The following is a 9,185-nucleotide window of genomic DNA, read 5'->3' as shown; positions in this document are numbered from 1 at the left end:
GGGCTCGCATACAGCTCCCCCGCGACGATCTCCCCCACCACATGCTCCGGGAGCGCCTCCAGGTCCGCGTAGGTCGCGGGCTTCTTTCCCATGGATTCCCTCCAGTCCTCGCCGCCCATCACTCTATCCATGAACGTGAGAGCCAGCACGCACGCCTGACGTACAGGGGCGGACGGGAATTCCTAGACCCTGGGGGTCTTGTTGCCTTCAGCTCACCGTGCGTCCCCAGATGAACGCGAGGTCCAGCTCCACCGCGTCGAAGGGCTCCGCGCGCACCGGGGCATCCCCGGTATGTGTGAGCAGCACTTCGTACCGACCGTCCCGCAAGCCGAACACCTCCAGGGTGCGCGTGCGCGGATCCATCAACCAGACATGCCGCACGCCCTCGCGCGCGTACACCGGCAGCTTCGCCTCGCGGTCCAGCTTCCGGGTGGATGGAGACAGCACCTCGCAGACCCAGTCCGGCGCGAGCGACGTCGCTGCCGTCTCGGGAACATCAGGCATCCGTTCCAATCTCCACCCCGCGACGTCCGGGACCAGGACGTCATACCCAAGATGCAGCTCCGGCTCTCCCATGAGCATCCACCCTCCAGGCCCACCCCTTCCCCGCTCGAAGGGACCCAGAAGCTCTCCACCCAACCGGTGGGCAATCACACCATGCCGCATCGCCGGCCGCGGGCTCGCATACAGCTCCCCCGCGACGATCTCCCCCACCACATGCTCCGGGAGCGCCTCCAGGTCCGCGTAGGTCGCGGGCTTCTTTCCCATCACGTCTCCCCATTCCTCGCCGCCCTCCACTCTATCCATGACGGCCAGGGGTAGCACGCCCATCCGACATGACAGGACACACGTCCGACTCCCTACCTTGCACGTCTTCCATCGATTCCGTGCCCCAGTGCCCCCCACGGTCGAGACCGTCACGGGCTCCACCCCGCGGCCCGGTGAGGAAGCCTGACGCTCGCTGGCCAACGTCCCGAACGAACGCAACCGGACACAGCCGCAGCCCTCCGTCCTGCACCTCCCAAAGGCAGACAGCAAGGCGTGCGGCCTCCACCGCATCCGGCACCCTGCACGCCCTTTTTGCAGGAGGCAGCGCAGTGAGCTCACAGAAGCAGCCGGCCCCGGTGAACGTCGACGAGAAGAGCAAGGACCAGCAGCTCGCGAGGGACCGCTCGGAGCCCACGGGCAACTTCCTCACCACGGACCAGGGCATCCGCGTCGAGCACACCGACGACTCGCTCAAGATTGGCGCGCGTGGCCCCACGCTGCTGGAGGACTTCCACCTCCGCGAGAAGATCACCCGCTTCGACCACGAGCGCATCCCCGAGCGCGTCGTCCACGCGCGCGGCGCGGGCGCCCACGGCTACTTCCAGGTGTATGAATCCCAATCCAAATACACCCGCGCGAAGTTCCTCCAGGACCCGTCCAAGAAGACGCCTGTCTTCGTGCGCTTCTCCACCGTCGCGGGCTCGCGCGGCTCCGCGGACACCGCGCGCGACGTGCGCGGCTTCGCGGTGAAGTTCTACACGGAGGAGGGCAACTTCGACCTGGTGGGCAACAACATCCCCGTCTTCTTCATCCAGGACGGCATCAAGTTCCCGGACATCATCCACGCCGCCAAGCCGGAACCCCACCACGAGATTCCCCAGGCGCAGACGGCGCATGACTCGTTCTGGGACTTCGTGTCGCTCGTCCCGGAGACGATGCACATGATCATGTGGATCATGTCCGACCGCGCCATCCCGCGCAGCTTCCGGATGATGCAGGGCTTCGGCGTCCACACCTTCCGCTTCGTGGACGCGAAGAACACCTCGCGCTTCGTGAAGTTCCACTGGAAGCCGCTCCTGGGCACGCACTCGCTCGTCTGGGATGAGGCGCAGAAGCTCGGCGGCAAGGACCCGGACTTCCACCGCCGCGACCTCTTCGAGGCCATCGCGCAGGGGGACTTCCCCGAGTACGAGCTGGGCGTTCAAATCCTGGAGGAGGCGGACGCGGCGAAGCTGGGCGTGGACCTGCTGGACGCCACCAAGCTCATCCCGGAGGAGGTGGCGCCGGTGATGCCGGTGGGCAAGCTCACGCTGGACCGCAACCCGACGAACTACTTCGCGGAGACGGAGCAGGTCGCCTTCTGCGTGGCCAACATCGTGCCGGGCATCGACTTCACGGATGATCCGCTGATGCAGGCGCGGCTCTTCTCGTACCTGGACACGCAGCTGACGCGCCTGGGCGGGCCGAACTTCGCGGAGCTCCCCATCAACCGCCCGGTGGCGCCGGTGCACAACCACCAGCAGGACGGCTTCGGCCGGCACACGAGCAACGTGGGCCGCGCCAACTACTTCCCCAACTCGCTGGGCGGCGGCTGCCCCTTCCTCGCGTCCCAGCAGCAGGGCGGCTTCGTGCACCAGCCGGAGCAGGTGAGCGGCAAGAAGGTGCGCGAGCGCTCCGCCTCCTTCAACGACCACTACAGCCAGGCGGCGCTGTTCTTCCGCAGCCTGTCCGCGCCGGAGCAGGAGCACCTCATCGACGCCTGCCGCTTCGAACTGGGCAAGGTGGAGACGCGCGCCATCCAGGAGCGCGTGCTGGAGCACTTCGCGAAGATTGACGCCCTGCTGGTGTCCGCCGTGGCGGAAGGGCTGGGCCTGCCCGCCCCCAAGGCCACGCCCGTCACGCCCAAGGGCCCGCCGGCGTCCAAGGCCCTGAGCATGGAGGCGATGAAGCTGACGATGCCGCCGTCCATCAAGACCCGGAAGATTGGCGTGCTCGTCGCGGACGGCGTGGACGCGGACGAGCTGATGGCGGTGCGCAAGGAGCTGGAGGCGCAGGGCGCGAAGGTGAAGCTCATCGCCAAGCGCCTGGGCACGGTGAAGGCCTCCAACGGCAAGGACGTGCCGGTGGACAAGAGCGCCATGACGACGGCCTCCGTGGAGTACGACGGCGTCTTCATCCCCGGCGGCGCCGCGAGCGTGGCGACGCTGAAGAAGGACGGCGAGTCACGCCACTTCGTGCAGGAGGCCTACCTGCACTGCAAGACGGTGGGCGCGTCCAAGGACGCGGAGGAGCTGCTGAAGGCCTGCGAAATCGACCCAGCCGCGCCCGGCATCGTCGCGGGCTCCAAGGCAGGGGCTGGCACCGCGCTGGCCACCGCGTTCTCCCAGGCGCTCGCGCAGCACCGGCACTGGGACCGCAAGGACAACACCCGCGTCCCGGCCTGAGGCCCTGCGCGAAGCAGGGACGTCACCGCGTCCGGTGTGACGCGGTGACGCGCCGCCATCCAGGAGGACAGCCCTCGCGCAGCACCCGCGCCGCCGCGAGGGCGCACGCGTAGCTGCTCGTGAGGGGCTGCTCCTTCCAGGCACCGTCCGCGTACAGCCGCACCGTGGCCGCGTCCTCGACGTGGTCCACGATGTCCCCTTTGCGCAGCGCATGGGCCATGGCCGCGTCCGCCACCGTCACCACCGACGACATCCCGGACGGCAGGCCCGACACGGGCCCCGCGGCGCAGAGCACGAGGCTGCCCTGCCCTACCGCCCGGTCCAGCAGCGCGCCGAGGGGCGCCTCGAAGGCGCGGCCCACGGTGCCCAGGCTCAGGTTGATGACGTCCGGGCGCACGTCCTGCGTCAGCCACTCCAGCGCCTCCAGCAGGCACAGCGAATCCCCGCGCATCCGCCCATCCAGCACGCGCGCGACGTACCACGCCACGTCGTCACCGGGGCGGCCCTGGTCCAGCAGGATGCTCAGCACCGCGGTGCCGTGACCGTGCGTGTCCTCCAGGTCCTCCAGCACGGAGCCGCCGCCGCACCAGGCGGCCAGCTCCTCACGCGAGTGGACGCGGGACTCCAGGCGCCGCGACTCGCGGTCCAGCGTGAAGCTGGCCGCTCCGGCGAGCGACAGCCCCGCCCCGCGAAGGAAGCCCACCGACACACCGCTGTCCACGATGGCGACCTTCACGCGAGGCAGGGCCTTGAAGCGCGGCCTAGCAGGAGCCGGACGAGTCCTCACCCACCGGCAGCTTGAGCTGCGTCGGGTAGTAGGTCCCCACCCACTGGGTGCCGTTCCAGGTCCACTGGTAGCCGTTCATGTACGACGTGGCGCAGGCGTACCCGATGAGGTCCTCGGACCCGCTCACTTCCTCCAGCAGCTTCGACACGTCCTTGCTCGTGAATTTCAAGGGAGCACTCCCGGCATTGGATGAAGGGAAAAGCGGACAGGAGCCTAGGGTGCTGGGGTCCGCCGGTCCACCTGAGCGCTACTTGCAGCTCTTCGCCGGCAGCGAGTCGATCCAATCCGCGATGAGCTGCGAGCCCTCCGCGTGGTGAATCGTGCGGCCAATCTGCGGCATCATCTTGCCGGACTCCTCCGTGTGCATCCGGTACCAGAGGATGGACTCCGCGTGGTTGCCGGGGAGGATGTCGAACTCGCCGCCCACGCCGCTGCCCGCGGAGCCCGGGCGCTTGCACTCGCCCAGGCTGAACATGCTCGTGGTCCCGATGTCGAGGAACAGCTGGCTGGTGACGCCCGCCGTCCCCTTCGGGTTGTGGCAATGCGCGCAGTTGATGTCCAGGTACGTGCGCGCCCGCGTGGTCAGGTCCGCCGCCTGCGGGTCGAACGCGTCCGGCGCCTTCGGCAGGTCCGCCGGGGCGGGCAGTCCGTCCAGCTTGCCCAGCGACGCCAGGTACTCCAGTTGGTCACGCTCCACGCCGGCGTAGGTGTTGTCGCGGTGCAGGTAGCGCGCCTTCACGCCAATGGGGTGCATCACCTGCTCCCCCTGGTCGTCCAGGAGGTGGTGGCACTGCTGGCACTGGTTCTTGGAGGGCACCGAGTACTTGAACGACCGGGTCTCCCCTTCCGTGTCGATGAACGTCACGTCGCGGGACCGGCCGCCGGTGGCCAGCGTGGCCTCCGTCTGCTCCGCGTTCCAGACGTACGGCCACGCCTCCCAGCCCGCGGGCTGGTGCACCAGGACGCGCGTCTCGATGACCCGCACGTCCTGGTCCGGCTTCCGCAGGTCCGCCGGGAAGGCGAACGTCTTGGTGATGAGCGTCCCCACCGGCAGGTCCAGCGCGGCCATGGGCGCGTAGTGCGCCGTCTTGCCGGGGGGGATGTAGAGGGTGCGTGACTTGACCGCGTAGTCGGAGAACAGCGGGGTGGTCAGGGTGTAGGGCACGTTGCCCTCCACCGGGACGAGCCCCCCGTCCGCCGGGCTCCCGGTGAACAGCCCGAAGCCCGACAGCGTGTTGGGGATGACCAGCGGGGGGCCCGCGTCCGGCTCGCCCGCGTCGGGCGTTCCGGAGTCCACGGGCCCCGCGTCCGGTGAACCCGCGTCGGGAACCCCCGCGTCCTCTGTTCCGGCATCCGGCACGGAGGTCCCCGCGTCGGGTGTGGGCCCGGGGCCTTCCGGGTCGGAGGAGCCGCAGGCCGCCAGCGACAGCGCCAGCAGCACCACGGAGAGGCGGGGGTTCACGAACGGCGTCCACATGGGTGTCACGCTCCCTGACCGCGGTTACTGGATGAAGTCGCCAATGGTCAGCGCGGGGCTGAAGCCCGAGCAGTTGAACTCGGCCTTGTCGGCCGCGTAGTGCCGCGTCTTGGCCCACGCGCCCGGCAGGTTGCCCTGGCCCGCCAGGGTGGCGGCGGCCTGGAGGTCCAGGTCCACGATGGCCGTGGTGGTGCTCGCGGGCAGCATGTTGTTGGCGAAGCAGATGTTGATGGGGTTGAGCTGCGCGCGGTCATGGCCGAAGGGATCCAGGCCGTCCCACAGCAGGTGCTCCACGGAGAGCGTGCCCTGCGTCTCGCCGTAGGCGTAGAGCGCCGCCAGGGCCGCGCCCAGGGGCCGCAGCGACTGGCTCGTGTTGCCGTTGTCCACGTTGTCGCCGCTGCCGCCCTGGAAGGTGTTGTCGTGGACGCTGATGTCCGCGCTCGCGAAGTTCAGGCCGCCCGCGACCCACTGCGCCGGGTCCTTCTCGATGGTGAGGCCGCTGAGCACCGCCACGTCCACCGTGTTGTTGTCGCCCCAGGTGTTGCCCGTCAGCTCCACGCGGCGCGACGCCAGGAGGAACGTGCCAGTGCCCGCCGGCACCTGCGACACCGTGCTGCTGCTGGCCTGGACGGACGCGAAGTTGTTCCGGTTGTTGCCGGTGATGATGTTGTCCTTCACCCGGATGTCCGTCCCCTTGATGGGGTTGCCCGGCAGGTCGAACACCACCAGGCCCGTGGTGTTGTCCTGGGCGGTGTTGCCCAGCACGTAGGCGTACTTCGTGTTCTCAATCTCGATGCCCGCCACGTTCTGCTTCGCCACGCTGTTGCGCACGACGGCGTACTCCGTCTGGCCCACGTAGATGCCCGCGTCCGCGGCGTTGTAGGCCTCGCAGTCCTCGATGACGACGTACTTGGACTTCACCGGGTACAGGCCGTACTTGCCGTTGCTCTCCTTGTTGGCCTCCGCCCACTCCGTGCGCACGCGGCGCATCACGACGTCGGCGGAGGACTCCACGCGGATGGCGTCCTTCTTCGCGTTCCACACCGCCAGGTCGCTCACCGTGAAGCGGTCGCCCACCACGTCCAGGCCGTTGGAGTTCGCCGCGGCGTTGGTGAACACCAGCACCGTGCTGCTCGCCCCGCCCGTGCCCTCGCCCTTGGCGCCCTTGCCCGCGCCCACCAGCGTGATGCCCTTCTGGCGGATGGTGATGGCGTTGTCGAAGGTGTACGTGCCCGCCGCCAGGTTGATGGTGGTGCACTCGGCCAGCGTGTTCACCTGGTCCTGGAACGCCTCTTCCTGGCCCGGCGCGAAGTTCAGCGTCGTCTGCGTCTTGCCCTCGCAGGAGAAGGTGCCCGCGCTGCCGCCGTCCCAGGCGATGCCCGTGTCCACGGAGCCCGCGTCGCTGCCCGCGTCCGTGGGGCCCGCGTCGCTGCCCGCGTCCACGGTCGTGCCCGCGTCCACCTTCACGCCCGAGTCCGGCGTGGTGTCGTCGTCACCCGAGCAGGCGGTCAGCGAGAGGGCCCCAACCAGGGCCAGAAGGGTCGCGCTCGTTGCGCGGTTCCACTGCAAACGGGGCATGTCGTTCCTCCGCGAGGCCGCTCCGCATGGGCCGCGGGGAAGCCCCCGGGCCCGCGAAGCAGCGGGAAGGCGGCATGCTCGGAGCAAAGACACACTGACGACAAGCACAAGTTCCACGTTTGTGTTTTGACGCAGCGCCCCTTTGGCCACGCGGGAAAAAGCACGCGCACGCGGTAAGCCTATCGTCCGCAATGTGTCCGGAACGCGATTGACGCAAGGCTCCACGGCAGGCGCCCGAGCAGGCATGGTGGCAGGGGCGTGTGCTCCCCGGAGCCCACCCAGGCGGTCATCTTGAGAAGCAGGTCGCGGCGCGGTTCCCCCTCTCCCGCGACGGAAAGCAGGAGGACTCCCATGCGCGCAGGCACCCTGGTGACCCTGGTGGTGGCGCTCGCGTCCGGCCCGGCCACGTCAGCATTGGCGCAGCAGGACGAAGCGGCGACTGACCCGGAGGGCAATGACTCGCAGAACCTGGATGACCGGCAATCACTGACAAGCGGTTCCGGTGACGGCACCTTCTGGGACAATTACTGGTATCAGCCGCCCGCGAACGGCGGCGGGTTCCAGCAGCCTCCCGCCGGCGCGTACCAGCTGGAGCAGCCCCTCGCGGGTTCGTACCAGCTGGAGCAGCCGCTCAACGGCACGTACCAGCTCCAGCAGCCCTCATCGGCACGTACCAGCTCCAGCAGCCCTCATCGGCACGTACCAGCTCCAGCAGCCGTTGAACGGGACCTATCAACTGCAACAGCCGCTCAACGGGACGCAGCAGCCGCGCCGCCGTTGAGCGGAACGGGCGCCCCCTACCGCCGGGCGTTGAAGGTGTCGCACGCCTCCAGCGTCCCCTGCTCCAGGCCGCGCTTGAACCAGGTCATGCGCTGCGCGGCGGAGCCGTGGGTGAAGGACTCGGGGACGACGTAGCCCCGGGCGCGCTTCTGGAGGGTGTCGTCGCCCACGGCGCTGGCGGCGCCCAGGCCCTCCTCCACGTCCCCCTGCTCCAGCATGTCGCGGTCCTTCTGGGCGTGGTTGGCCCAGATGCCGGCGAAGCAGTCCGCCTGGAGCTCCGTCAGCACGGAGAGCTGGTTGGCCTGCTCCTCGCTCGTGCGGTTGCGCAGCGACTGCACCTTGCGGGAGATGCCCAGCAGGTTCTGCACGTGGTGGCCCACCTCGTGCGCGATGACGTACGCGCGGCCGAAGTCACCGGGCGCGCCGAAGCGGCTCTCCAGCTCGTCGAAGAAGCTCAGGTCCAGGTACACCTTCTGGTCGCCCGGGCAGTAGAACGGCCCCACCGCGCTCTGCTGCGCGCCGCACGCGGACTGCACCGCGTCCGTGAACAGCACCAGGCGCGGCTGCACGTAGCGCACGCCCCGCGGCTCCAGCAGGCGGGGCCAGGTGTCCTCGGTGTCCGCGAGGACGACGGAGGCGAAGTCCTTCATCTTCTCCTGCTGGGGATCCACGTTCCCGGAGCCCCCCGTGGCAGGGTCGGAATACGGAGAGGTGCGCGAGCCGATCTGCACGTCGGACGGGTCCCCGCCCAGCAGCATCACCAGCAGCGCCACCACCAGCGACGCGGCGCCACCGCCCACCGCGAGCGGACGCCCGAAGCCACCTCCCCGCCGGTCCTCGATGTTCGAGCTGCGACGTCCGCCTTCCCACCTCATCCCGTGCCCCCTGAACGCAAAGATGATCTGGAGGGCAAGGTAGGCAGCGGTCCCTCCGTCAGCGACGGTGCGGCCCACGGCGGACGGGCGTCAGGAGGTTCCCAGGGCAGGCGGGCGGACGGGCCCACTGCCTGGACGCCCGGTCTACTTCCCGGAGGAGAAGCCCACCGCGCCGGACGCCACGCGCGCGGCGGTGCCCAGGCGCTCCAGCAGTCCAGGGCCGAAGTACTGGCGCCGGGACTCGCCCTGCCCCGCGCGCACCTGCTCCGCCGTGTCCAGGTAGCCCACGTAGCCGTTGGCGAGCCCCAGCACGTGCGTGGCCCCGGAGAGCTCCGCCAGCGCCCGGCCCGCGCCCACGGTGGGTTCACCCGGGAGGGTCAGCAGCTCCAGCGGCCCCAGCGCCAGCGCGTCCACCTCCGCGTCGCGCGGGGAGGAGGCGCACAGGAAGTTGTCTCCCGCCGCCCGGGCGAAGGCCG

General features: G+C 69.5%; 8 protein-coding genes and 1 pseudogene. 2 read left to right on the top strand and 7 right to left on the bottom strand.

All coding sequences use genetic code 11. The features are described 5' to 3' along the window. Positions 1–207: 207 nt before the first annotated feature. A complete protein-coding gene (locus ACLEQD_RS27850) occupies positions 208–768 on the bottom strand; it encodes a Uma2 family endonuclease (protein ID WP_410388082.1) in 561 nt (186 codons plus the stop codon). A gap of 329 nt (positions 769–1,097) precedes the next feature. On the opposite strand from ACLEQD_RS27850, the gene ACLEQD_RS27845 reads away from it, so the two are divergent. Further along, positions 1,098–3,212: a catalase gene (locus ACLEQD_RS27845; protein WP_410388078.1), complete on the top strand. Its 2,115-nt coding sequence runs from the start codon at positions 1,098–1,100 to the stop codon at positions 3,210–3,212. A gap of 22 nt (positions 3,213–3,234) precedes the next feature. Here the strand turns inward: ACLEQD_RS27845 and ACLEQD_RS27840 are convergent, their stop codons facing one another. The 4 genes from ACLEQD_RS27840 to ACLEQD_RS27825 form a co-directional block, all read right to left on the bottom strand. Beyond that, entirely contained in the window at positions 3,235–3,948 is a 714-nt protein-coding gene (locus ACLEQD_RS27840) for a S8 family serine peptidase (RefSeq protein WP_410388076.1), read from the bottom strand. Between the two features lie 25 nt (positions 3,949–3,973). After that, the gene (locus ACLEQD_RS27835; protein ID WP_410388074.1) at positions 3,974–4,168 is read right to left on the bottom strand and encodes a hypothetical protein; all 195 of its coding nucleotides are present in this window, start codon (positions 4,166–4,168) and stop codon (positions 3,974–3,976) included. Between the two features lie 78 nt (positions 4,169–4,246). Further along, the gene (locus ACLEQD_RS27830) at positions 4,247–5,461 is read right to left on the bottom strand and encodes an SO2930 family diheme c-type cytochrome (RefSeq protein ID WP_410388072.1); all 1,215 of its coding nucleotides are present in this window, start codon (positions 5,459–5,461) and stop codon (positions 4,247–4,249) included. Between the two features lie 39 nt (positions 5,462–5,500). Then, positions 5,501–7,054, bottom strand: a complete 1,554-nt coding sequence (locus ACLEQD_RS27825; RefSeq protein WP_410388070.1) for a parallel beta-helix domain-containing protein — start codon at positions 7,052–7,054, stop codon at positions 5,501–5,503. Between the two features lie 351 nt (positions 7,055–7,405). Here ACLEQD_RS27825 and ACLEQD_RS27820 point away from each other — a divergent pair, with 351 nt between their 5' ends. Then, positions 7,406–7,969: a hypothetical protein gene (locus ACLEQD_RS27820; RefSeq protein WP_410388068.1), complete on the top strand. Its 564-nt coding sequence runs from the start codon at positions 7,406–7,408 to the stop codon at positions 7,967–7,969. Here ACLEQD_RS27820 and ACLEQD_RS27815 read toward each other — a convergent pair. Then, the gene (locus ACLEQD_RS27815; protein WP_410388066.1) at positions 7,852–8,709 is read right to left on the bottom strand and encodes a neutral zinc metallopeptidase; all 858 of its coding nucleotides are present in this window, start codon (positions 8,707–8,709) and stop codon (positions 7,852–7,854) included. The genes ACLEQD_RS27820 and ACLEQD_RS27815 overlap by 118 nt on opposite strands. 144 nt (positions 8,710–8,853) lie before the next feature. Further along, positions 8,854–9,185: pseudogene (locus ACLEQD_RS27810) on the bottom strand (hypothetical protein); the annotation flags it as partial.

The organism is Corallococcus sp. 4LFB (assembly GCF_046520365.1).
In the GTDB taxonomy this organism is placed as follows: Bacteria; Myxococcota; Myxococcia; order Myxococcales; family Myxococcaceae; genus Corallococcus; species Corallococcus caeni.
This window is presented reverse-complemented; position numbering and strand designations above follow the sequence as displayed.